Annotated in this window: 20 protein-coding genes and 2 tRNA genes; 14 read left to right on the top strand and 8 right to left on the bottom strand. The window is 69.7% G+C overall.

What is annotated here, in order from left to right; all coding sequences use genetic code 11:
• Positions 1–159: 159 nt before the first annotated feature.
• The 4 genes from Q7X29_RS09755 (at position 160) to Q7X29_RS09770 (ending at position 2,560) form a co-directional block, all read left to right on the top strand.
• Positions 160–230 (top strand) — tRNA-Gly (locus Q7X29_RS09755).
• 41 nt (positions 231–271) lie between these two features.
• Positions 272–348 (top strand) — tRNA-Pro (locus Q7X29_RS09760).
• A 47-nt stretch (positions 349–395) separates the two neighbouring features.
• Complete coding sequence (fabG, locus tag Q7X29_RS09765; protein WP_218721487.1) at positions 396–1,154, top strand: 3-oxoacyl-ACP reductase FabG; 759 nt, start codon at positions 396–398, stop codon at positions 1,152–1,154.
• Positions 1,155–1,267: 113 nt separating this feature from the next.
• Positions 1,268–2,560 carry a GDSL-type esterase/lipase family protein gene (locus Q7X29_RS09770; protein ID WP_316573862.1) on the top strand — a complete coding sequence of 431 codons (1,293 nt, stop codon included), beginning with the start codon at positions 1,268–1,270 and terminating at the stop codon, positions 2,558–2,560.
• 4 nt (positions 2,561–2,564) lie between these two features.
• On the opposite strand, the gene Q7X29_RS09775 is transcribed toward Q7X29_RS09770, so the two are convergent.
• Positions 2,565–2,927 carry a hypothetical protein gene (locus tag Q7X29_RS09775; RefSeq protein WP_218721485.1) on the bottom strand — a complete coding sequence of 121 codons (363 nt, stop codon included), beginning with the start codon at positions 2,925–2,927 and terminating at the stop codon, positions 2,565–2,567.
• Between the two features lie 160 nt (positions 2,928–3,087).
• On the opposite strand from Q7X29_RS09775, the gene Q7X29_RS09780 reads away from it, so the two are divergent.
• Entirely contained in the window at positions 3,088–3,492 is a 405-nt protein-coding gene (locus Q7X29_RS09780) for a DUF1801 domain-containing protein (RefSeq protein WP_218721484.1), read from the top strand.
• Here Q7X29_RS09780 and Q7X29_RS09785 read toward each other — a convergent pair.
• Together Q7X29_RS09785 and Q7X29_RS09790 are read right to left on the bottom strand one after the other, a co-directional pair.
• Positions 3,489–4,289, bottom strand: a complete 801-nt coding sequence (locus Q7X29_RS09785) for a metallophosphoesterase (protein WP_308248664.1) — start codon at positions 4,287–4,289, stop codon at positions 3,489–3,491. The two genes, Q7X29_RS09780 and Q7X29_RS09785, sit on opposite strands and share 4 nt — an antisense overlap.
• A 42-nt stretch (positions 4,290–4,331) precedes the next feature.
• The gene (locus Q7X29_RS09790; protein ID WP_316573863.1) at positions 4,332–6,806 is read right to left on the bottom strand and encodes a phosphoketolase family protein; all 2,475 of its coding nucleotides are present in this window, start codon (positions 6,804–6,806) and stop codon (positions 4,332–4,334) included.
• A 183-nt stretch (positions 6,807–6,989) separates the two neighbouring features.
• Here Q7X29_RS09790 and Q7X29_RS09795 point away from each other — a divergent pair, with 183 nt between their 5' ends.
• From Q7X29_RS09795 to clpX, 5 genes are all read left to right on the top strand, one after another.
• Positions 6,990–7,541: an FKBP-type peptidyl-prolyl cis-trans isomerase gene (locus tag Q7X29_RS09795; protein ID WP_316573864.1), complete on the top strand. Its 552-nt coding sequence runs from the start codon at positions 6,990–6,992 to the stop codon at positions 7,539–7,541.
• Positions 7,542–7,678: 137 nt separating this feature from the next.
• The gene (gene tig / locus Q7X29_RS09800; protein ID WP_218721480.1) at positions 7,679–9,043 is read left to right on the top strand and encodes a trigger factor; all 1,365 of its coding nucleotides are present in this window, start codon (positions 7,679–7,681) and stop codon (positions 9,041–9,043) included.
• 187 nt (positions 9,044–9,230) lie between these two features.
• Positions 9,231–9,806: an ATP-dependent Clp protease proteolytic subunit gene (locus tag Q7X29_RS09805; RefSeq protein WP_030202569.1), complete on the top strand. Its 576-nt coding sequence runs from the start codon at positions 9,231–9,233 to the stop codon at positions 9,804–9,806.
• 42 nt (positions 9,807–9,848) lie between these two features.
• Positions 9,849–10,514 carry an ATP-dependent Clp protease proteolytic subunit gene (locus Q7X29_RS09810; RefSeq protein WP_218721479.1) on the top strand — a complete coding sequence of 222 codons (666 nt, stop codon included), beginning with the start codon at positions 9,849–9,851 and terminating at the stop codon, positions 10,512–10,514.
• 240 nt (positions 10,515–10,754) lie between these two features.
• Entirely contained in the window at positions 10,755–12,035 is a 1,281-nt protein-coding gene (gene clpX, locus Q7X29_RS09815; protein WP_218721478.1) for an ATP-dependent Clp protease ATP-binding subunit ClpX, read from the top strand.
• A 69-nt stretch (positions 12,036–12,104) separates the two neighbouring features.
• Here the strand turns inward: clpX and Q7X29_RS09820 are convergent, their stop codons facing one another.
• Positions 12,105–12,914 (bottom strand): hypothetical protein, encoded by an 810-nt coding sequence (locus Q7X29_RS09820; RefSeq protein WP_218721477.1) that lies wholly within the window; start codon positions 12,912–12,914, stop codon positions 12,105–12,107.
• 288 nt (positions 12,915–13,202) lie between these two features.
• Complete coding sequence (locus Q7X29_RS09825) at positions 13,203–13,817, bottom strand: dihydrofolate reductase family protein (RefSeq protein ID WP_316573865.1); 615 nt, start codon at positions 13,815–13,817, stop codon at positions 13,203–13,205.
• 179 nt (positions 13,818–13,996) lie between these two features.
• Between Q7X29_RS09825 and mihF the strand changes: the two genes are divergently transcribed.
• Entirely contained in the window at positions 13,997–14,311 is a 315-nt protein-coding gene (gene mihF / locus Q7X29_RS09830; protein ID WP_019045768.1) for an integration host factor, actinobacterial type, read from the top strand.
• 79 nt (positions 14,312–14,390) lie between these two features.
• Here the strand turns inward: mihF and Q7X29_RS09835 are convergent, their stop codons facing one another.
• Positions 14,391–15,587, bottom strand: coding sequence for an FHA domain-containing protein (locus tag Q7X29_RS09835; RefSeq protein WP_218721475.1), 1,197 nt, complete (start codon positions 15,585–15,587; stop codon positions 14,391–14,393).
• 278 nt (positions 15,588–15,865) lie between these two features.
• On the opposite strand from Q7X29_RS09835, the gene Q7X29_RS09840 reads away from it, so the two are divergent.
• Together Q7X29_RS09840 and Q7X29_RS09845 are read left to right on the top strand one after the other, a co-directional pair.
• Complete coding sequence (locus Q7X29_RS09840) at positions 15,866–16,543, top strand: TetR/AcrR family transcriptional regulator (RefSeq protein ID WP_316573866.1); 678 nt, start codon at positions 15,866–15,868, stop codon at positions 16,541–16,543.
• The gene (locus Q7X29_RS09845) at positions 16,540–17,115 is read left to right on the top strand and encodes a GNAT family N-acetyltransferase (protein WP_218721473.1); all 576 of its coding nucleotides are present in this window, start codon (positions 16,540–16,542) and stop codon (positions 17,113–17,115) included. Before Q7X29_RS09840 ends, Q7X29_RS09845 begins: the two co-directional genes overlap by 4 nt.
• A 43-nt stretch (positions 17,116–17,158) precedes the next feature.
• Here Q7X29_RS09845 and Q7X29_RS09850 read toward each other — a convergent pair whose 3' ends face one another.
• Both Q7X29_RS09850 and Q7X29_RS09855 read right to left on the bottom strand, forming a co-directional pair.
• Positions 17,159–18,706: a glycerol-3-phosphate dehydrogenase/oxidase gene (locus Q7X29_RS09850; protein ID WP_316573867.1), complete on the bottom strand. Its 1,548-nt coding sequence runs from the start codon at positions 18,704–18,706 to the stop codon at positions 17,159–17,161.
• On the bottom strand, positions 18,696–19,316 hold the full coding sequence (locus Q7X29_RS09855; protein WP_316573868.1) for a TetR/AcrR family transcriptional regulator: 621 nt from the start codon (positions 19,314–19,316) through the stop codon (positions 18,696–18,698). Before Q7X29_RS09855 ends, Q7X29_RS09850 begins: the two co-directional genes overlap by 11 nt.
• 193 nt (positions 19,317–19,509) lie before the next feature.
• Between Q7X29_RS09855 and Q7X29_RS09860 the strand changes: the two genes are divergently transcribed.
• The gene (locus Q7X29_RS09860; protein WP_218721470.1) at positions 19,510–21,138 is read left to right on the top strand and encodes an FAD-binding oxidoreductase; all 1,629 of its coding nucleotides are present in this window, start codon (positions 19,510–19,512) and stop codon (positions 21,136–21,138) included.
• Positions 21,139–21,148 lie beyond the last annotated feature (10 nt).

Genomic DNA, 21,148 nt, shown 5'->3' on the forward strand with positions numbered 1-21,148 from the left:
CATTAGGCCCTAATCGGGCATCGGCGCCGGCGGAGTCGTCACCGCGGGGCGGGGCGCGTCGCCGTGCTCGCCGGGGGGCGGATTGGCATTTCTCGCGCGGGATTCGGTACAGTCGTGGCGCACACGACATCGTGGCGATCCCATCGATGTCGTATGCCTGCGGGTGTAGTTCAATGGTAGAACCTCAGCCTTCCAAGCTGATGGTGCGGGTTCGATTCCCGTCACCCGCTCAAACATGAATTCCCTCGACGGCGTCGCAGCCCCGAGGTCTCGGGGTGTAGCGCAGCTTGGTAGCGCATCCGCTTTGGGAGCGGAGGGTCGCAGGTTCAAATCCTGTCACCCCGACCATCACCATTCGCCCAGCTCACGGTTGTGCTAGCGCGGTAGGAGTGCACATGTCCACGGAACGCAGGGTCGCGATCGTCACCGGTGCCGCGCGGGGCATCGGCGCCGCCGTCGCCGGCAAACTCGCCGCCGACGGATTCGCCGTCGCCGTGCTCGATCTCGACGCCGCCGCCTGCGCGGACACCGTCGCCGCCATCGAGGCGGCCGGGGGCAGCGCGCTCGCCGTCGGCGCCGACGTGGCCGACGAAGCGGCCGTCGCCGCCGCGGTCGAGCGGATCGCCACCGAGCTCGGCGCGCCGACCGTGCTGATCAACAATGCCGGCGTGCTGCGTGACAACCTGCTGTTCAAGATGTCGGTGGACGACTGGGACACGGTCATGAACGTGCACCTGCGCGGTGCCTTCCTGATGACCAGGGCCGTGCAGAAGTACATGGTGGACGCGAAGTTCGGCCGCATCGTGAACCTGTCGAGCACCTCCGCGCTCGGCAATCGCGGCCAGGCCAACTACTCCGCCGCCAAGGCGGGCATGCAGGGGTTCACCAAGACCCTCGCCTTCGAGCTGGGCAAGTTCGGCGTCACCGCCAACGCGATCGCGCCCGGCTTCATCGAAACCGAGATGACCGCCGCGACCGCGGCTCGGGTCGGCGTCGACTTCGAGGCGTTCAAGCAGGCCGCCGCGGCGCAGATCCCGGTCAACCGGGTCGGCACGCCCGCCGACATCGCCAACACGGCGTCGTTCTTCGTGAGCGAGGGCGCGGGCTTCGTGTCCGGCCAGGTCATCTACGTCGCGGGTGGACCGAAGGACTGACGCGAAGGCCGGTGGGCGCGAGAAAGTTTCGCGATTTCCCGCCGCCGGTCCACCGGCGCTTTTACTGTTACCCCCGATAACGGTCGGGTGGTGACTGCTGGAGGCTGTGCGGCGTGGGGAAGTGGGCGGTTTTCGGGGCCGCGATGGTACTGGCCGGATCGATGTCGACCGGGATCGCCGGTGCGGCACCGATGACCTGCGCCGAGTCCACCTGGGTGGGCAGCTGGATGGCGGCGCCGTCCGATTCGCTCAGCGCGGCCGACCCGTCGCTGGTTCCCCAGCTGTCGATCTCGGATCAGACCTATCGCGTGGTGATCACCCCGCATCGGGGCGGCTCGGAGTTGCGCGTGCACCTGACCAATCGCACCCGGCCGATCGCGATGGACATCGGCCACGTGACCGTGGCGCACCGGACCGTGGGCGCGGCGGTCCGGCCCGACTCCGTGCGCGAGGTGACTTTCGGCGGCGCCCGAGCCGTGCGCATCCCGCCGTGGAGCGACGTGGTGAGCGATCCGGTCCAGCTCGACTTCGAGGCGTTCGCGGCGCTGGCGGTGAGCGTGCACGCGCCCGGGCTCGCGGTGCTGCCGACCGAGCACTTCAACGGCAACGCCACCAGTTATTACAGCCTCCCGTTCGCCGGTGACCGCACCGCCGACCCGGCCGGCGCGCAGCTGCCGCTGAGTACCACCGCCGTGCCGTTCGTGTCGGGACTCGACGTGCGGGCGCCGGGGGAGGTGTCGGCCATCGTGGCCTTCGGCGACTCGATCACCGACGGCTATGTGTCGGCCACGTTCCTCGGCACGCCGCAGGACGGCGGCGTGATCGATCAGAACGTGCGCTATCCGGATTTCCTGCAGCGCCGACTCGACGCCGCGGGCAAGCCGTTCAGCGTGCTCAACGCGGGGATCTCGGGGAACCGGGTCACCCGCGACGGATTCATCCCGCAGTTCGGACCGAACGCGGGCGCCAGGCTACAGGCCGACGTCATCGACAAGGCCGGGGTCGGTGATGTCATCGTGCTCGAGGGCATCAACGATCTGGGTATCCCGATCGGCGCCGGCTACGACGAGGTCGTTGCCGGATACACCGGCCTGATCCAGCGACTGCACGCCGCCGGACTGCGCGTGCACCTGGGCACAATCCTGCCGACGAGCAACGCGCTGCTCGACGGGATGATCACCCTGCCGTACGCGAATCCGGTGCGGCAGCGGATCAACGCGTGGATCCGCACCCAGCGACTGTCCGACAGCGTGGTGGATTTCGATGCGGCGCTGCGTGATCCGGCGAACCCGGACGTCCTCGATCCCCGCTACGCCGGCCCGGACAACCTGCACCCCAACGCCGCGGGCTATCGGGCGATGGCCGAGGCGATCGACCTCGACCGGTTCACCCCGAGCTGCGGCTGACGCCTCAGGCGCAGCGGAACCGGAATTCGGTGCTCACCTGCGTGCCCGCGGCGACCTGCAGCCGCACCGGCGCGGTGTCGGCGAGCGCGCACCCGCCGGGCACGGTGATCACCTTCGCCTCGTAGCAGCCGTCGGGCAGCGCCGCGGTGGCGCGGCCGTCGGCGCCGCTGGTCAGGGTCGTGACGACCGGACTCTCGCCGCAGCGGGTCACCGTGATCTCGGCGCGGTTGACGGGGATCGGGTCGCGGCCGGTGAAGGCCAGCACGGTGAGCGTCCCGGCGGTGCCCGGCGGCGCCGGATCGGCGGCGACCGGCCCCGCCCCGACCAGCGGACAGAGTACGGACAGGGCGAGCAACGTTCGGCGCATGAACCTCTCCTCATCGATGAGTCGGGTCGTCCGCTGCGATGGTAAGCCGGTTTCGCCGGGTGGCGGCCCGCTCGCCCGGGATGTCGAGTTGACGATTCGGCGACGATCCTCCCGGGCGCGCTGCCCGGACCCCGGCCCGCCGATGTGCCACCATCGATCGGTGAGTTACGTCGCCGATCCTCGCGTCGACGCCTACATCGACGCGCTCCCGACCTGGCAGCAGGCGATCTGCCGCCAGGTGCGCGATCTCGTCCACGCCGTGGACCCCGAGGTCGTCGAGACCGTGAAGCGCCGCGTGCGGCCCTACTTCGTGCTCGACGGCAATGTCTGCGCCCTGCTGGCCGCCAAGACGCACGTCAACATCTTCCTCTACGACGGGGCCATCGTCCCCGACCCGGACAACATCATCACCGGCGGGCACGACAACAAGACCGCCCGCACCGTCGCCGTCTACGAGGGCCAGACCCTCAACGAACGCGCCCTGGGCAAGATGCTGAAACAGATCATCGCCGACAACCGCGCCGGCGGCTGGCGCAAGATCAAACAGGACCGCGGCGAGGCCTAGCTGCCGGGGGTGATGCCGGCCCGCTCGCTCCAGATCTTCTCGGCGGGAACGGAGATCGTGGTCAGTTCGGGGTAGCGCAGGGCGGACAGGGTGCCGCCGAAGACGGCGCCGGTGTCCAGGCAGAGGGTGTTGTTGACCCAGGTCAGGGTGGTGACGGGGGTGTGGCCGTAGAGGACGGTCGCGGCGCCGCGGTAGTCCTGGGCCCAGTCGTAGCGGATGGGCAGGCCGTGCTCGTCGAAGTCGCCGGTGGGCGAGCCGTAGAGCGCGAAGGAGCGGGCGCGCCCGGAGGTGCTGCCGTGCAGGCTCTCCGGGAGGCCGGCATGGGCGACGACCAGCCTGCCGCGGTCGAGCAGATAGTGGCTGGGCAGCTCGCGCAGGAACGTGTGTGCGGCGGTGCGGAATTCGGCGTCCTCGTCGGCCAGCTGGGCCAGGGACAGTTCGAGTCCGTGGGCGACGCGGACATTGCGGCCGTCGAGCGCGCGCATCAGTTTGTACTCGTGGTTGCCGGTGACGCACAGCGCGGTGCGCGCGGCGACCATGCCCATCGCCAGGCGCAAGACGCCGGGAGTGTCGGGACCGCGATCGACGAGATCGCCGACGAAGACCACCGTGCGCGCCCGCGGATGCGCGGCGCCGACGGCCCGGCCGCGCTCGTCGCGCTCGATCGTGTAGCCGAGTTCGCCCAGCAGCGTTTCCAGCTCGCCGCGGCAACCGTGGACATCGCCGATCACGTCGAAGGGTCCGGTGAGGTCGCGACGATCGCGAGGGAGGGTGTCGGGGCGGCGGGGCTCGGTCATCGACTCCATCGTCGTGCAGCCCAGCCCCGCGCCGCAACCGCGTTACGTCACAGTGGGGACCGCGGCCTCGGGCCAGACCCAGTTCGCGACGACCGGGATGTCCTCGCCGTGCTCCCTGGTCCAGCGGCGCGCGATCAGCCGGGCGTCGACCATCTCCTGGCGCAGCCCGGCGGCCCGCCCGCGCAGGCCCGGCACCCGATCGATCACGTCGAGCACGAGGTGGAAGCGGTCGAGGTCGTTGAGCATCACCATGTCGAAAGGCGTGGTGGTGGTGCCCTTCTCCTTGTATCCGCGCACGTGCAGTTCGGCGTGGTTGGTGCGGCGGTAGGTGAGGCGGTGAACCAGCCAGGGGTAACCGTGGAAGGCGAAGATCACCGGCCGGTCGGTGGTGAACAGCGCGTCGAACTCGGCGTCGGGCAGGCCGTGCGGATGCTCGTCGGCGGGCAGCAGCCGCATCAGGTCGACGACGTTGACCACCCGGATCCGCAGGTCGGGGAGGCGATCGCGAAGAATCGCCGCGGCGGCGAGGATCTCCAGGGTGGGGATGTCGCCGGCGCAGCCGAGCACCACGTCGGGGGTGGTGCCGGGTTCGTCGTTATGGCAGGCCCACTCCCAGATGCCGACCCCACGGGCACAGTGCAGCGCGGCCTCCGACACCGAAAGCCAGTCCGGCCCCGGCTGTTTGCCCGCGACGACGACATTGGCGTAGTGCCGCGAGCGCAGGCAGTGGTCATAGGTGGACAGCAGCGTGTTCGCGTCCGGCGGCAGATACACCCGCACGATCTCGGGACTCTTGTTCGCCACGACATCGAGGAAACCCGGGTCCTGGTGGGTGAATCCGTTGTGATCCTGGCGCCACACGTGCGAGGTGAGCAAGTAGTTCAGGCTGGGGATCTTGCGCCGCCACGGCACCGCCAGACTGGCGTCGAGCCACTTGGCGTGCTGGTTGAACATGGCGTCGACGATGTGGATGAACGCCTCGTAGCAGGTGAACACCCCGTGGCGGCCGGTCAGCAGGTAACCCTCCAGCAGGCCCTGGCACATGTGCTCGGAGAGCACCTCCACGGCACGGCCGGTCGGGGACAGGTCGACGTCCCAGCGGCCCACCTCGGCCTGCCAGTCCCGCCCGGTCACCTCGAGAATGTCCTGCAGCCGGTTGCTGACCAGTTCGTCGGGGGCGAGGGTGAGGAAATTGTGCGGATTGCGCACGGTGACATCACGCAGCCAGCCGCCCAGCACCCGGGTCGCCTCGTGCGGGCCCGAGCCCGGCTGCTCGACGGCGACGCCGTAGTCGCGCCAGTCCGGCAGGTCCAGGTCGCGCACGAGCAGTCCGCCGTTGGCGACCGGGTTCAGGCTCATCGGCCGCTCGGGGATCTGGGCGAGTACGGCGGGGACCGGGGCGCCGTGCTCGTCGAACAGTTCCTCGGGCCGGTACGAGCGCAGCCACTGCTCCAGCACGTGCCGGTGCCGCGGGTCGGTGCGGGCGGCGGGCAAGGGCACCTGGTGCGCGCGGAAGGTGCCCTCGACCTGCTTACCGTCGACGACCGGCGGGCAGGTCCAGCCCTTCGGGGTGTGCAGCACGATCATCGGCCAGCGCGGCCGGGTGGTGTCGCTGTCCTCGCGGGCCGCGCGCTGGAATCCGGCGATGCGATCCAGGCAGGTGTCCATCGCGGCGGCCAGTGCCTGGTGCACCGGGGCGGGATCGTCGCCCGAGACGATCAGCGGTTCGTAGCCGTAGCCGCGCAGCAGCGAGATCAGCTCGTCGGTGGGGATGCGGGCGAAGATGGTCGGATTGGCGATCTTGTACTCGTTGAGCGCCAGGATCGGCACCACCGCGCCGTCGCGGCCCGCGTTGAGGAATTTGTTCGCGTGCCAGCTGCCCGCCAGCGGGCCGGTCTCGGCCTCGCCGTCGCCGATCACGCAGAACACGGTCAGCTCGGGATGGTCGAGCGCGGCGCCGTACGCGTGCAGCAGGCTGTAGCCGAGTTCGCCGCCCTCGTGGAACGAGCCGGGGGTCTCCGGCGCGCAGTGGCTGGGCACGCCGCCGGGGAAGGAGAACTGGTGGAGCAGCCTGCGCATGCCGTGGCCGTCGCGGGCGATGTCGGGGTAGAGCTCGGCGTAGGCGCCTTCCAGCCAGGCGCAGGCGTTCGGGCCGGGGCCGCCGTGGCCGGGACCGGCCACATACACCGCGTTCAGTCCGCGCGCGCGGATCACCCGGTTCGCGTGCGCCCACACCAGATTCAGGCCGGGCACGGTGCCGAAGTGGCCGAGCAGGCGCGGTTTGATGTCGTCCGCGCGCAGAGGTTCGCGCAGCAGCGGATTGTTCATCAGATAGATCTGGCCGACCGCGAGATAGTTCGACGCCCGCCACCAGGTGTCGACGGCGACGAGTTCGTCGCGCGAGAGCGGGCCGGGGGCATCGGTGAGGACATAGGGCTGCGGGGCGATGGTCTCGCCGTCCCCGCCGCCCACGTCGTCGGCGGCGGTATCGGCATCGAGATCGCTGGTCCGGGTCATCGCGGACTCTCCTCGTAGTCGGTGAGCTGCGGCGTAGTCGGTGAGCTGCGGCGCCGTCCGCGCCGACGGGACCTGCCCGGGGCACCGATCGGGTACTCGGCGACACCGGTGGAGAACGCACCGCCGAGCCTACCGCCGTGCCGGTACCCGGCGCCGTACACGCGGTCTATTACTGTGCGGGCCATGCATTCTCTCGGCAGGATCATCGGCATCGGACTCGTCGCGGCCGCCGCGATCGCGACAGCGGCCTGCGGCTCGGACTCGGATTCGGCGAGCTCGCCGAGCAGCAGCACCCCCGCCGGCCAGTCCACGGCGAGCAAGGGCCGCGAATGCACCGCCGACGACATCGAGGTCAGCGGTGGCTACGGCGACGCGCCGGAGATCACCATCCCCGACTCCTGTGACCCGCCCACGACGCTGATCGTCAAGGACCTGGTCGCGGGCAACGGTCCCGGCGCGGTCGCGGGTCAGCCGCTGACCATGAACTACGCGCTGGTCACCTGGTCGGACAAGCAGACCCTGGACAGCTCGTTCAAGCGCGGCAAGCCGTTCCAGCTGACCCTCGGCGCCGGCCAGGTCATCGAGGGCTGGGACCAGGGCCTGCTCGGTGTGCAGCAGGGCGCGCGCCGGCTGCTGATCGTGCCGCCGAACCTCGGCTACGGCGCGGGCGGCAACGGCGTCGCGCCGAACGAGACCCTGGTCTTCGTCACCGACGCGGTGCAGGTCGGCCGCTAGCCGCCGCCCAAACAACCGCCGATTGCACGACCGCGAAGGCGGTCAACTACCCTGGTCGGGATGCGTGCGCCGCACCCGGTCAGGGTGCGACGTCCCATGCGGGGACACCACTGAACTACGAACCAAGGAGCATGTCCGTGAAGAGCACCGTCGAGCAGCTGAGCCCGACCCGGGTCCGGATCAACGTCGAGGTGCCCTTCGAGGAGCTGAAGCCCGACTTCGACAAGGCGTACAAGGCGCTGGCCCAGCAGGTCCGCATCCCCGGCTTCCGTCCGGGCAAGGCTCCGGCCAAGCTGATCGAGACCCGCGTCGGCCGTGGCGCCGTGCTGGAGCAGGTCGTCAACGACGCGCTGCCGGGTCGCTACGCCGAGGCCGTGCAGTCCGCCGAGGTCAAGGTCATCGGCCAGCCCGAGATCGAGATCACCAAGATCGAGGACGGCGAAGAGCTGGCGTTCACCGCCGAGGTCGACGTGCGCCCCGAGATCGCGCTGCCGGACTACTCGGGCCTCGAGGTCACCGTCGACGCGTTCACCATCGAGGACGCCGACATCGAGCAGCAGCTCACCTCGCTGCGTCAGCGCTTCGGCACCCTGACCGGTGTCGAGCGCGCCGTGCAGGACGGCGACTTCGTCTCGATCGACCTGTCGGCCACCGTCGACGGCGAGGACGTCCCGGAGGCGGCCACCACCGGTCTGTCGCACGAGGTCGGTTCGGGTCAGCTGATCGAGGGCCTCGACGAGGCGATCACCGGTCTGTCGGCCGGCGAGTCGAAGGAGTTCACCTCCACCCTGGTCGCCGGCGAGCACGCCGGTAAGGAAGCCGTCATCACCGTCACCGTGCAGTCGGTGAAGGAGCGCGAGCTGCCCGAGGCCGACGACGAGTTCGCCCAGCTGGCCAGCGAGTTCGACACCATCGACGAGCTCAAGGAAGACCTGAAGGGCCGCGTCGAGCGCGTCAAGAAGGTCGAGCAGGCCGGTCAGATCCGCGACAAGGTGCTCGACACCCTGCTCGAGACCGTCGAGGTTCCGCTGCCCGAGGCCGTCGTCAAGGCCGAGGTCGACGCGGTGCTGCACGACGCCGTCCACGGCTTCGACCACGACGAGGCCAAGCTGGCCGAGGCGCTCGAGGCGCAGGGCTCCTCTCGCGAGGAGTTCGACAAGGACACCCAGGAAGCCGCCGAGAAGTCGGTCAAGACCCAGCTGCTGCTCGATGCCATCGCCGAGGCCGAGAACACCCAGGTCGGCCAGCAGGAGCTGACCGAGCGAATCCTGTTCCAGGCCCAGCGTTACGGCATGTCGCCGGAGCAGTTCATCCAGCAGGTGCAGCAGGCCGGTCAGCTCGGCGCGGTGTTCGCCGACGTCCGTCGCGGCAAGGCGCTGGCCGGTGTCGTCGGCCAGGTGAAGGTCACCGACTCCGAGGGCAACGTGGTCGACACCACCGAAATGTTCGGTGACCCTGCGGATTCCGCCGAGACCGAGCAGGTCGAGGCCGCCGCCGAATAAGTTTTGTGATGCCGGTGTGACCGGTACCCCACCGAGGGTGCTTGGATTGCGCTGTGAGCGAAGAAGGGCGGTACCGGGAGTTCGGTGCCGCCCTGCTTCGTTACTGTTTGTGACGACGAACCGTATGGCCGTAGCAATCGGTGAGAAGAGAAGGCAGGTATCCGTGACAATCAACCAGGCAGGGGTCATGACAGCCGCTACTGCTGGTCTCAACCTCAGTGATTCGGTGTACGAGCGGCTGCTGCGCGAGCGCATCATCTTCCTCGGCACCCAGGTCGACGATGACATCGCGAACAAGCTGTGCGCGCAGATCCTGCTGCTCTCGGCCGAGGACCCGACCAAGGACATCTCGCTCTACATCAACTCCCCGGGTGGCTCGGTCACCGCGGGTATGGCCATCTACGACACGATGCAGTTCGCCGAGTGCGACATCAAGACCGTCGCGATGGGTCTGGCCGCGTCGATGGGGCAGTTCCTGCTGACCGCGGGCACCAAGGGCAAGCGTTTCGCGCTGCCGCACACCCGGATCATGATGCACCAGCCGTCGGCAGGCATCGGTGGTTCGGCGGCCGACATCGCGATCATGGCCGAGCAGTTCGCCCACACCAAGCGCGAGCTCAACGAGCTGCAGTCGCTGCACACCGGCAAGTCGGTGGAGCAGGTGACCGAGGACGCGGACCGCGACCGCTGGTTCACGGCGAAGGAAGCCCTCGAATACGGCTTCATCGACCACGTGGTCACCCACGCGAACCAGGCGAAGTAACGCCGCCGTCCCCCCTCACTCGAGACAAGCTTGGAGATAAAGATGGCCAACCTCTTCGACCCGCGCGCCGGACATGGCGGCTCCGCTGCGGGCCTCCCGCAGGCGCGCTACATCCTGCCGCAGTTCACCGAGCAGACCTCGTTCGGTGTCAAGACGTCGGACCCGTACAACAAGCTCTTCGAAGAGCGCATCATCTTCCTGGGCAACCAGGTCGACGACGTGTCGGCGAACGACATCATGGCGCAGCTGCTGGTGCTGGAGTCCCAGGACCCCGACCGCGACATCACCATGTACATCAACTCGCCCGGCGGCTCGTTCACCGCGCTGATGGCGATCTACGACACCATGCAGTACGTCCGCCCCGACGTGGTGACGGTCTGCCTGGGTCAGGCCGCCTCGGCCGCTGCGGTGCTGCTGGCCGCCGGTGCCCCCGGCAAGCGCGCCGCGCTGCCCAACGCGCGCATCCTGATCCACCAGCCGTCCTCGGGCGGCGTGCAGGGCCAGGTGTCCGACCTCGAGATCGCCGCGGCCGAGATCGAGCGCATGCGGCGCCTGATGGAAGTCACCATCTCGCGCCACACCGGCAAGTCCGAGGAGCAGGTCCGCAAGGACACCGACCGCGACAAGATCCTGACCGCCGAGGAAGCCAAGGAATACGGCATCGTCGACCAGGTCTTCGACTACCGGAAGCTCAGCGGGCAGAAGTGACACGCCCGGGCCCGTCGCCCGATCTGGGCGGCGGGCCCACCATTTTTCGACCGTGGGCCTCACAATGGTGAGAACCCGCACAACGCTTCACAGAAACATGCGCGAGTTGTCGACCTCTCTCGCGCACACCAGGTACGGTCGACTCAGGGACCATTGCTCTGATTGACGGCACCGAAACGTATTTCCGGCCCAATCGGGGGACGACGGTCGCACTCGGACAAGGAAGTAGGGACCTACGAGATGGCGCGCATCGGAGACGGCGGCGATCTGCTCAAGTGCTCGTTCTGCGGAAAGAGCCAGAAGCAGGTCAAGAAGCTCATTGCGGGCCCCGGGGTCTATATCTGCGACGAGTGCATCGACCTCTGCAACGAGATCATCGAAGAAGAGCTGGCCGAGTCGAGCGAGGTCAAGCTCGACGAGCTGCCCAAGCCCTCGGAGATCCGGGATTTCCTGGAGAACTACGTCATCGGCCAGGACACGGCCAAGCGCACGCTCGCGGTGGCGGTCTACAACCACTACAAGCGCATTCAGGCCGGCGACAAGGGCCGCGACAGCCGCGGCGAGACCGTCGAGCTGGCCAAGTCGAACATTCTGATGCTCGGCCCCACCGGCTGCGGTAAGACCTACCTCGCGCAGACGCTGGCGAAGATGCTGAACGTGCCGTTCGCCATCGCCGACGCCACCGCGCTCACCGAGGCGGGCTACGTGGGCGAGGATGTCGAGAACATCCTGCTGAAGCTGATCCAGGCCGCCGACTACGACGTCAAGCGCGCCGAGACCGGCATCATCTACATCGACGAGGTCGACAAGATCGCCCGCAAGAGCGAGAACCCGTCGATCACCCGCGATGTGTCCGGCGAGGGTGTGCAGCAGGCGCTGCTGAAGATCCTGGAGGGCACCCAGGCGAGTGTGCCGCCGCAGGGCGGTCGCAAGCACCCGCACCAGGAGTTCATCCAGATCGACACCACCAACGTGCTGTTCATCGTGGCGGGCGCGTTCGCGGGCCTGGAGAAGATCATCTCCGACCGCACCGGCCACCGTGGCATCGGCTTCGGCGCCGAGGTCCGTTCCAAGGCCGAGGTCGACACCGACGACCACTTCGCCGACGTGATGCCCGAGGACCTGATCAAGTTCGGTCTGATCCCCGAGTTCATCGGCCGCCTGCCGGTCGTCGCCTCGGTGACCAACCTGGACAAGGAATCGCTGGTCAAGATCCTCTCGGAGCCGAAGAACGCGCTGGTCAAGCAGTATGTGCGCCTCTTCGAGATGGATGGCGTCGACCTGGAGTTCACCACCGACGCCCTCGAAGCGGTCGCCGACCAGGCGATTCTGCGTGGCACCGGCGCTCGTGGTCTGCGCGCCATCATGGAGGAAGTCCTGCTCCCGGTGATGTACGACATCCCGGGCCGCGACGACGTCGCCAAGGTGGTCGTCAACGCCGACACCGTCACCGAGAACGTCCTTCCGACGATCGTCCCCCGCAAGACCCAGCGCACCGAGCGCCGCGAGAAGTCGGCGTAGCGCCCACACAGGCACACGAGAGCGGGCCCGTACTCCGGTGAGGAGTACGGGCCCGCTCTCGTGTGGTGACTAGCTCTCGCGGAAGGCGGGGGCCGCGGAGAGGAGGTCCTCGGCGTCGTCGGTGGGTATTTCGGCGGAGGCGCGAGCGATGGCGGTGCTGTAGCGAGCGCTGGCGGCGTTGTGGATCATCAGGGCCACGCCGATCATGACGGGGGCCACGGCATGCACGGCGGCGTCGTACCAGTGCTTGGCGCTCAGGTGGGGGTAGGTGTTGAGGGCGATGGTGAGCGAGAGCAGGAACAGCTCGGCGACCAGGACCTGGGTCCGGTTGCCCATCACGCCCCACTCGGCGACGCGGGTCGTGCCGATCATGATGATGACCAGGCAGACGCTGATCATGGCCTCCAGGCCGAAGCTGGCCCAGTAGAGCGGGTCGCTCGGCCCGCCGGGGGCGATGTTGTGCTGGACGTTCACCGCCGACCACAGCATGCCGGCGATGACCACGCCGGCCAACGCGCGCAACGACCAGGTGCGGTGCTGGTAGAGCGAGGCCAGCCGGGCACGCGGGTTGGATTCGCGGCGCTGGGCGGCGATGGCCTTGCGGGCCAGCATCACGTCCGCCATCTCGGCCCGCTCCATCTCGGCGGTGGTCTCGCGCAGCCGGTCGGCGTGGGTGGAGGCGGCCTTGATCTGCTTCCAGCGCTGGTCGCGCTCGTAGGTGCGGATCTTCTCGGCCAGCTCGCGCTCGGCGCGGAGCTCGTCCTCGGACAGGGCGTCGGTCAGGGCCGGATCGGACTGGTAGGCGATGCGCCGCCTGGCCCGTTCGACCCGGACAGGCAACGCAACGACCTCGTCATCGAGCGGGTGTTCCTCGCGCATCGCAACTCCAGTAAGCAAAGGGTTCGCCGGGTCGCGTCATTCTTGCGCATAGAGCGGGGGAGAGCACAACCGCGGGCCGCATTTCTCGCCGACCCGCCGATGCCGGAAACGTCTGGCGCACAACTGTGTAGCTGTTACCGCACTCGCACGGGGAGACGGTGACGACCGGTGACCGGTCGCGCCCGGGTCGAGGAGCTTCGTTGATCCTCCGTGGTTCGCCGTTGAACCTTGGTCCCGTTTTGTGCTTCTGCTGATGTTTCGTCGCAGCTGGGCGCGGTGTTACGTGGATCATCCGGCGGAGAAGTCGCCGTACTTCGGGGCCCCGTCGGCGCGGTAGCTCGCGATGAGCACGCCGGTGGACGTGGTGCGCGAGTCGGTGAGGGCGAACCCGGTGGGGCGCACCGTCTCGGTGAACAGTCTCTTGCCGCTGCCGAGCACCACCGGGAAGGTCAGCAGGTTCATCGTGTCGACGAGACCGGCCGCGAGCAGGGTCTGGGCGAGTACGCCGCTGCCGTGCATCTGCAATTCCCGGCCGGGGCGATCCTTGAGCGCCGTCACCGCGGCCACGATGTCGCCGTGCAGCAACTCGGTGCCCGCCCAGTCCGCCTCGGTGCGGGTGGTCGTGGCGACGTATTTCGGCAGGGCGTTGAGCTTGGTGGCCACCGGGTTGTCCGGGTCGTCGATCTTCGGCCAGTAGGCCGCGAAGATGTCGTAGGTGCGCCTGCCCAGCAGGAACGCGTCGACCCGGTCGAAGACCGAGTCCATGAAGACGCCGAAGTCGTCGTCGGCGAACGGGGCCGACCAGCCGCCGTGGGTGAAGCCGTCGACGGTATCCTCCTCCGGCCCGCCCGGCGCTTGGTAGACACCATCGATGGTGAGGAACTGGGTCAGGGAGAGCTCCATGGCGACCGTCCTTTCGTCCGTTTCGTCCGTCTTGCAGGTCGTTCACCCATTACGACGGGCCCAGCACGCAAAACTCATCGGCGTATCCTCGCGGTGTGTCGGACTGGTGCTGCCGTTCGGTTGCTGTTTACTCGGTCCGTCAATCAGATGTTCGAGTGACGAGTGGAAGCGGAGGAGACATGGCACTGCCTACGATGACCGCCGAACAGCGCACCGAGGCGTTGGCCAAAGCGGCTGCCGTGCGCAAGGCGCGCTCGGAACTGATCGGCAAGGTGAAGGAGGGCAAGGTCACCGTCGCCGATCTGCTCAAGAAGGCCGACAGCGACGACCTGGTCAAGAAGACCAAGGTCGCTGCGGTGATCAAGGCGCTGCCGGGTGTCGGCCCGGTGAAGGCGGCCAAGCTGATGGATCAGGCCGAGATTCCGGAGGATCGCCGCATCGGCGGCCTCGGCGCTCGCCAGCGCGCGGCGCTGCTCGACGCCCTCGAGGCCTGAGCCGAATCGCGAACCGGCGCCCGTGGACGCACAGCGTGCACGCCACGGGCGTCGGGACAGTTCGGCCGCATGAGCTTTCTCAGACGCAGTAGGTCAGCAGGAAATCGTTGATCCGCAGGCGCCAGCCCGGCTGCAGCTCGATGGGCAGGGTGCCGACGCGCGACCAGCGTTCGGAGTCGGGGGCGGCGAAGAACGTACCGGAGGTGGCGGGGGCTTCCCGGACGAACACCTTGCCACGGTCGGGGGCGACGAAGGCATGGACCCGGGACACGAGCCGGTCGCGTTCGATCAGAATGGGAGTGGCGGCGGCGGCCCGCACCGATTCGTCGCCCGAGGGATTACGGCCCAGGACATAAGGCCGATCCAGGGGGTAACTCAGTCCGTCCTCGGTGACGAGGGCGCCGCGCGAGCTGGTGGGGTGCGGCCCGGACTTGCTCAGCGCGACGGGCTCGGCCCGCTTCGCCGCGTCCAAAGCCTGCGACCACGCCAGCGGGGCGTTGGCGGCGGGGGAATTGCGCGGACCGGTGCTGACGGTCTCGCCGTCGGCGGTCACCGGACGCGAGCCGGTGCTCACGGTTTCGCCGTCGGGACCGCTCGTCTCGGTGGCGGCCACGAAACCGGTTGCCGGGCCCGGGAACCCGGACTCGGCGCTGGGGGTGGCGAAACCCGCGGTCGCCGGCCTGGCCTCGCCGTTCTCGGTGCGATCCGAGTGCGTGCGCAGGGCGCGGAATCCGGTGGCCTCGGTCGGTGGCGGCTCGTCGACGGACTCGATCCGGCGCGGTGCCGGATTGCGGCGTCGGCCGAGAGTGAGCACGAATCCGTTGCCGGTGACGATGCCCGCCCGCAGGTCGGTGCGGGGATTGGCGCTGGTCGGGTCGGCCATCTCGGCGCCGACCGCGATCCGGCGGACGGGTTCGCGGATGATCTCGTCGACCCAGGTGAAGGCGCGGTCGCCGGCCAGGCGGCGGTTGCCTTCGGCGCCGGAGATCTCGGCGATCACCGCGCCGCGCAACAGGATCAGCATCCCGTCGGCGGTCGGGGCGAGGACGCCGAACGGCGGCGGGGCGGACGCGCCGCCGAAGACGACACCGGCCAGTCGCTGGGCCAGTGCGGCGCCGGGCGCCGAGGCCGCGGTGCTCATGGCGACGGTTTCGACCGCGCCGAGTAGTCGGTCGGTGGACGGGGTTTCGCCCGCGAGATACATGACGACGTCGCCGAATCGGGCGACGATCCCGGTACCGGGCACGATGGCCACGGTAGACGAATGCGCGCGCATCAATGCCTCCTTGTCGGACTGGCCTTTGCCAGCATAGATCGACTCGCCGGATGCGGTTGAGGGTTGTGTGCCCGAACAGCGCGCGAGCAGGCCCTCACCTGGTGTTCCGGCAGGTGGTGGACGGGCGTTTCGGGCACCGGTGCACCACTGGCGCAGCGGATTTCGGTCGTGTCGTGATCACCGGGCGAGGCTGTCGAAGCCGTCTGGGCGGCCAACGGTGCGCGATTACGAACAATGTTCGTGTCAAACGTCGTTCGTGGCCCGCGTATGATCGGCGCATGAATGCCGCACCCGTCAGCCGCCGGGCCCGACCGGCGAAAGCCCCGTTGAGCCGTGAGGTCGTCATCGAGACCGGTTTGCGCATCCTCGACACCGACGGCCTGGCCGCGCTCACCATGCGCCGGGTCGCCCAGGAGCTCGACACCGGCGCCGCCTCGCTCTACGTCTACGTCGCCAATCGCGACGACCTGATGACCGGCATGCTCGACCACGTCCTGTCCACCGTGACCGCGCCCACCGAGGGCGACTGGCGGCAGCGCCTGACCGCCGTCGTCGCGTCCGCCGTCGAGGTGCTCGGCAGGCACGAGGGGCTGGCGCTGGTCGCGTTCGGCCGGATCCCCACCACCGAGCACGCGCTCGGTCTGATCGAACAGCTGCTCGCCCTGCTGCGCGAAGGCGGCCTCGATCCGGCGACCGCCACCTGGGCCGTCGACCTGATCCACCTGCACATCACCGCCGAGGCCGCCGAGCAGGCGGCCTACAACACCCAGGGCGGCACCGAATCGGAGTACCTCGCCGAGATCGGCAGGCGCTTCGCCGAGCTGCCCGCCGAGCGCTACCCGACCATCGTCGCGCTGCGCGAGCAGATGCTCGCCGGTGACGGCGACGCCCGTGGCCGGTGGGCCTTGCGCGCCATGCTCAACGGCATCCTCGCCACCCCGGTGGACGCGCGATGACCGGCGTCGACCAGCCGGGGATCGCCGCGCGAGCGCAGGCGGGCGGCGGACCCATCCGGCCCGCGACCGAAGCCGAGATCCCGGTGCTGCAGGAGATCGAGCGGCGCGCGGGCGCCCCGTTCGCCGCGGTGGGCATGACCGCGGTCGCCGACGACGACCCGCCGCACGCCGACACCCTGCGCGAATACATCACCGCCGGACGCGCCTGGGTCTGGCCCGACGAGACCGGCCGCGCCATCGGCTACCTGGTGCTCGGCATGGTCGACGGCGAGCCGCACGTGGACCAGGTCTCGGTGGACCCGGCCCACGCCGGGCTGCGCATCGGCAAACGCCTGATCGACCACGCCGTCCGCTGGGCGAAAGACCGTGGGCTGCACGAGATCACCCTCACCACGTTCACCCACGTCCCGTGGAACGGCCCGTACTACGAGCGGCTCGGCTTCTCCTACATCCCGCCCGCCGACGAGACCCCGGAGCTACGAGCCATCCGCGCCGCCGAGATCGCCCACGGCCTCGACGAATGGCCCCGCGCCTGCATGCGCGCCGACCTGGCCACCTGGACCTACGGCTGACGCTCGCCCGGACCGCCGCGCGAAGCCGCGCAGGGTGTCGCGGTCAGCTGCCGACGACGGCCCTGGCGAAAGCGGCTTCCGCTGCCGGGGTCGCGGCGGCACGGTCGTCGGGGACCAGGCCGATGCGGGTGCGGCGGTCGAGCAGGTCGTCGACGGTGAGCGCGCCCTCGTGGCTGATGGCGAAGTCGAATTCGGCGGCGGTGACGTCGATTCCGGGTGCGACCGGTGCGCGCAGCGACGGGTCGGACAGCCAGGCCGAGACGATGCGGCTCGCCTCGCTGCCGTAGCGCTCGATGAGGACCGGGGGCGCGTCGATGCGGTCGCGGGCCGCGCCCGCGACCGCACCGACCAGCGGGAGCCCGGTGGTGCGGCACGGTGACGCGGCCAGCCCGGCACAGGCGACGGCGGCGTCGACGGCGTCCTGCGCCATCTGCCGGTAGGTGGTGAGTTTGCCGCCGACGACGGTGATCAGGCCGTCGGGAGAGGTGAGGACCGCGTGCTCGCGGGAGATGTCGGCGGTGCTGTCGTCGGCGGTCTCGAGCAGCGGGCGCAGCCCGGCGAAGCGGCCACGGATGTCGGCGCGGGTCAACGGTTCCCGCAGCGCGGTGTTGATGGTGTCGAGCAGGAAGTCGATCTCGGACTCGGTGGGCTGCGGCTCGTCGGGGATCGGGCCGGGCGCCTCCTCGTCGGTGAGGCCCAGGTAGACGCGCCCGTGCGCGGCGGGCAGCGCGAAGACGAAACGGCTGATGCTGCCCGGGACCGGCACCGTCAGCGCGGCGCTCAGGCCGCCGAACGCGGCGGCGTCGAACACCAGGTGGGTGCCGCGGCTGGGCCGCAGTTTGATGCTGTGGTCGACCTCGCCCGCCCACACCCCGGTCGCGTTGATCACCGCGCGGGCCCGCACGGTGAGCGTCTCGCCGGTGATCGTGTCGCGCAGCCGGACCGAATCCCCGGTCGCGGTCACGGCTTCCAGCCGGGTGAGCACGGTCGCGCCGTGGGCGGCCGCGGTGCGGGCCAGGGCGACGACCAGTCGCGCGTCGTCGACGAGCTGGCCGTCCCACGCCTGTAGCCCGCCACGTAGTCCCTCGCGGCGCACGGTCGGGGCCAGTCGCAGTGCCTCTGCGGCGGCGACGCGGCGGGAGCGGGGCAGGGTGGCGGCGGAGGTATGGGCGGCGACGCGCAGCGCGTCACCGGCGGCGAAACCCGCGCGGATGAGCGCACTCTGGGAGAACGTGATGCCGGGCAGCAGCGGCACCAGCTGGGGGAGCGGGCGCACCAGGTGCGGGGCGGTGGTACGCAGCATGACACCGCGCTCGACCGCGCTCTCGTGCGCGATGCCGACCCGCCCGCTCGCCAGGTAGCGCAGGCCGCCGTGCACCAGCTTCGAACTCCAGCGGCTGGTGCCGAACGCGAAGTCGGTGCGCTCGACCAGCAGCGTGCGCAGTCCGCGGGAGGCGGCGTCGAGGGCGACGCCGGCGCCGGTGACGCCGCCGCCGATCACCAGCACGTCGACCTCGGGTCGATCGCCGAGCGCGGTCAGGTCGGCGGTGCGGCGGGTCGCGTGCAGAGCGGCCGTCGAATCAGGAGTCATCACAGTCCTTGTCGCGAGGAGGGAGCAGGTAACCCTCGATCGCCCTCGACAGCTCCGCGTCGAACTGCGCACCGGCCAGCAGCGGTTCCACCGTGCCCGCGGACTGCACCGCGGACTGGGTGATGAGCAGCAGCATGGTCGCCATCTGCTCGGCGTCGCCGGCCCGGATCGAGCCGTCGTCGTGGCCGAGCCGGATCGCGGTCGCGAACAGCTCGATCAGCGTGCGCTGGTTGCGCCCCAGCCTGCCGAACACGTAGGTGAGCATGAGGTCGGTGTCGGTCCGGAAGATCTTGGCGAACACCGCGTTCGCCCGGATCGCGGCCGCACCGGCGACGATGCCGCGCACCAGCCGATCCCGGCCGAGGCCGATCTCGGGCATGGTCTCGCCGACGATCGTGCGTAACTCACGGACCAGGAGCTCGGCGATCAGCGACCCGGTGTCGGGCCAGCGCCGGTACACCGTCGGCCTGCTCACCCCGGCGCGGCGCGCCACCTCGGTGAGCGTGGTGCGACGGACACCGAAATCGACGACGCAGGCGCGCGTGGCATCGAGGATCGCCACGTCGGTGGGCGAGAGTTGCTCGTCCGCGTTGGTCGCGATGTCGATCATCGTGCTTCACCCCGGTGTGTTCGGCGGCGCCGGAAGCGGCGCCGTGGTCGAGCTGGAACGCCCAAGGGTATCGAGCGGACCAGCGGGGTCGGTGTCGTGAAGGCGGGGCAGTGACATCCGACAGCGATCGGATGTCGACTCGAGGACATATCGTACTGGTTACTGCTTGACACTATATGTCAGAATGTAACGCATGGTCGAGACGCAACCCGAAAATCCCGGTGCCGCCACCCTGCCGCCGCGTATGGTGTGGGACGCCTGGGGTGTCCCCGCTGGACACCAGCCCCTGTCGGCGCAGATCCGTGGCCTGCTCGCGCAGGTTTTCGGCATCTCGGGCGAGCCGGTGGCGCGTCGCGACGAGGGCGACGTGCCGCTGCGCCCCACCACCCTCACCGACACCGACCGGGCCGGGATCGCCGCCATCGTCGGTGACGAAAATCTCAGCACCGAGAATGTCGTCCGGCTGCGTCACGCCGGCGGCAAGAGCACCCCCGACCTGCTCCGTCGCCGGGCCGCCGAACCCCAGGACGCGCCGGACGCGATCGTCTTCCCCGCCGATCACGCGCAGGTCCTCGCGCTGCTGGCCTACTGCTCCGAGCACGGCGTCGCGGTCGTTCCCTTCGGTGGCGGCACCAGCGTGGTCGGCGGCGTCGACCCGGTCCGCGGGCAGTTCGCCACCGTCATCGCGCTGGATCTGCGCAGGCTCGACACCCTCACCGGCGTCGACCCGGTCAGCGGGCTCGCGACCCTCGGCGCCGGCGTCACCGGCCCGCAGGCCGAGAAGCTGCTGAGCGCGCACGGACTGTCGCTGGGGCATTTCCCGCAGAGCTTCGAATTCGCCACCATCGGCGGGTTCGCCGCGACCAGGTCGTCCGGTCAGGCGTCGGCGGGCTACGGCCGCTTCGACGACATGGTCGAGCGCCTTGTCGTCGCCACCCCGCAGGGCACCGTCGAGCTCGGGCGCGCGCCCGCGTCGGCGGCCGGGCCGGATCTGCGGGAGCTGTTCGTCGGCTCCGAGGGCACCCTCGGCATCATCACCTCGGTCACGCTGCGCGTGCACCCGGTGCCCGAGACCACGGCCTATCAGGCCTGGTCGTTCCCCGACTTCGCCACCGGCGCGGCCGCGCTGCGCGCCCTGGTGCAGACCGGCGCCGCGCCGACCGTGCTGCGGCTGTCCGACGAGGCCGAGACGGGGCTGAACCTGGCCCGCTCCGGTGACGTCGGCGGCGCGTCCGTCGCGGGCTGCCTGGCCATCACCACCTACGAGGGCACCGAAGCGCATGTCGCGGCTCGTGCGCTGGAGGCGAGCGGACTGCTCGCCGCCGCCGGAGGCACCGCGCTCGGCGAGGCGCCCGCCCAGCAGTGGGAGCACGGCCGCTTCGCCGCGCCGTACCTGCGCGACGCGCTGCTCGACGTCGGCGTGCTGTGCGAGACCCTGGAGACCGCGACCACCTGGGCCAACCTGTCGAACCTGAAGACCAAGGTGACCGGCGCGCTGATGGACTCGCTCGGCGCGCAGGGCACCCCCGCCCTGGTGATGTGCCACATCTCGCACACCTACCCGACCGGCGCCTCGCTGTACTTCACCATCGTCGCCAAGCAGCTCGACGACCCGATCGCGCAGTGGCGGATCGCCAAGTCGGCCGTCGGTGACGCGATCATCGCCGCGGGCGGCACCATCACCCACCACCACGCCGTCGGCGCCGATCACCGTCCGTGGATGCAGTCCGAGGTCGGCGAGCTCGGCGTTCGCGTGCTGCGCGCGGTGAAACGCGAACTCGACCCCGCCGGGGTGCTCAATCCTGGGAAGCTGGTGCCGTGAGGGAGCTTTG

The sequence above is a fragment of the Nocardia canadensis genome, assembly GCF_032656385.1.
Taxonomy (GTDB): domain Bacteria; phylum Actinomycetota; class Actinomycetes; order Mycobacteriales; family Mycobacteriaceae; genus Nocardia; species Nocardia canadensis.

Coding starts and splice junctions, on each gene's coding strand:
- fabG (WP_218721487.1), top strand. CDS start 396: ATGTCCACGGAACGCAGGGTCGCGATCGTCACCGGTGCCGCGCGGGGC.
- Q7X29_RS09775 (WP_218721485.1), bottom strand. CDS start 2,927: ATGCGCCGAACGTTGCTCGCCCTGTCCGTACTCTGTCCGCTGGTCGGG.
- Q7X29_RS09785 (WP_308248664.1), bottom strand. CDS start 4,289: ATGACCGAGCCCCGCCGCCCCGACACCCTCCCTCGCGATCGTCGCGAC.
- Q7X29_RS09790 (WP_316573863.1), bottom strand. CDS start 6,806: ATGACCCGGACCAGCGATCTCGATGCCGATACCGCCGCCGACGACGTG.
- Q7X29_RS09795 (WP_316573864.1), top strand. CDS start 6,990: ATGCATTCTCTCGGCAGGATCATCGGCATCGGACTCGTCGCGGCCGCC.
- Q7X29_RS09805 (WP_030202569.1), top strand. CDS start 9,231: ATGACAGCCGCTACTGCTGGTCTCAACCTCAGTGATTCGGTGTACGAG.
- Q7X29_RS09810 (WP_218721479.1), top strand. CDS start 9,849: ATGGCCAACCTCTTCGACCCGCGCGCCGGACATGGCGGCTCCGCTGCG.
- clpX (WP_218721478.1), top strand. CDS start 10,755: ATGGCGCGCATCGGAGACGGCGGCGATCTGCTCAAGTGCTCGTTCTGC.
- Q7X29_RS09820 (WP_218721477.1), bottom strand. CDS start 12,914: ATGCGCGAGGAACACCCGCTCGATGACGAGGTCGTTGCGTTGCCTGTC.
- Q7X29_RS09825 (WP_316573865.1), bottom strand. CDS start 13,817: ATGGAGCTCTCCCTGACCCAGTTCCTCACCATCGATGGTGTCTACCAA.
- mihF (WP_019045768.1), top strand. CDS start 13,997: ATGGCACTGCCTACGATGACCGCCGAACAGCGCACCGAGGCGTTGGCC.
- Q7X29_RS09835 (WP_218721475.1), bottom strand. CDS start 15,587: ATGCGCGCGCATTCGTCTACCGTGGCCATCGTGCCCGGTACCGGGATC.
- Q7X29_RS09840 (WP_316573866.1), top strand. CDS start 15,866: ATGAATGCCGCACCCGTCAGCCGCCGGGCCCGACCGGCGAAAGCCCCG.
- Q7X29_RS09845 (WP_218721473.1), top strand. CDS start 16,540: ATGACCGGCGTCGACCAGCCGGGGATCGCCGCGCGAGCGCAGGCGGGC.
- Q7X29_RS09850 (WP_316573867.1), bottom strand. CDS start 18,706: ATGACTCCTGATTCGACGGCCGCTCTGCACGCGACCCGCCGCACCGCC.
- Q7X29_RS09855 (WP_316573868.1), bottom strand. CDS start 19,316: ATGATCGACATCGCGACCAACGCGGACGAGCAACTCTCGCCCACCGAC.
- Q7X29_RS09860 (WP_218721470.1), top strand. CDS start 19,510: ATGGTCGAGACGCAACCCGAAAATCCCGGTGCCGCCACCCTGCCGCCG.